The sequence below is a fragment of the Shewanella sp. AS16 genome, from assembly GCF_021412365.1.
GTDB classification, from domain to species: Bacteria; Pseudomonadota; Gammaproteobacteria; order Enterobacterales; family Shewanellaceae; genus Shewanella; species Shewanella salipaludis.
Genome location: NZ_JAKCLK010000354.1, coordinates 1 through 285, shown reverse-complemented (window position 1 = coordinate 285; position 285 = coordinate 1). Strand labels below are relative to the sequence as shown.

Genomic DNA, 285 nt, shown 5'->3' with positions numbered 1-285 from the left:
GCCGCTTCATCGGTTAACCCGTAAAAATCGGCAACATCAAATACAGCTTAATCACCAGCGCATTGACGATATCGATAAAGAACGCACCGACCATCGGCACGACCAGGAACGCCATGTGCGACGGGCCAAAGCGTTCAGTGATCGCCTGCATGTTGGCGATTGCTGTTGGCGTTGCACCGAGGCCAAAACCACAGTGACCCGCAGCCAGCACTGCCGCATCGTAGTTTTTGCCCATCATGCGCCAGGTAACGAAGATGGCATACAACGCCATGAAGATGGTCTGTA

Annotated in this window: 1 protein-coding gene; it reads right to left on the bottom strand. The window is 53.7% G+C overall.

Translation table 11 applies throughout. The annotated features are described in order from the left end of the window. Positions 1-13 precede the first annotated feature (13 nt). Positions 14-285: sodium/glutamate symporter (locus LZP73_RS20625; protein ID WP_326490384.1), on the bottom strand; the 272-nt coding region annotated here is incomplete at its 5' end.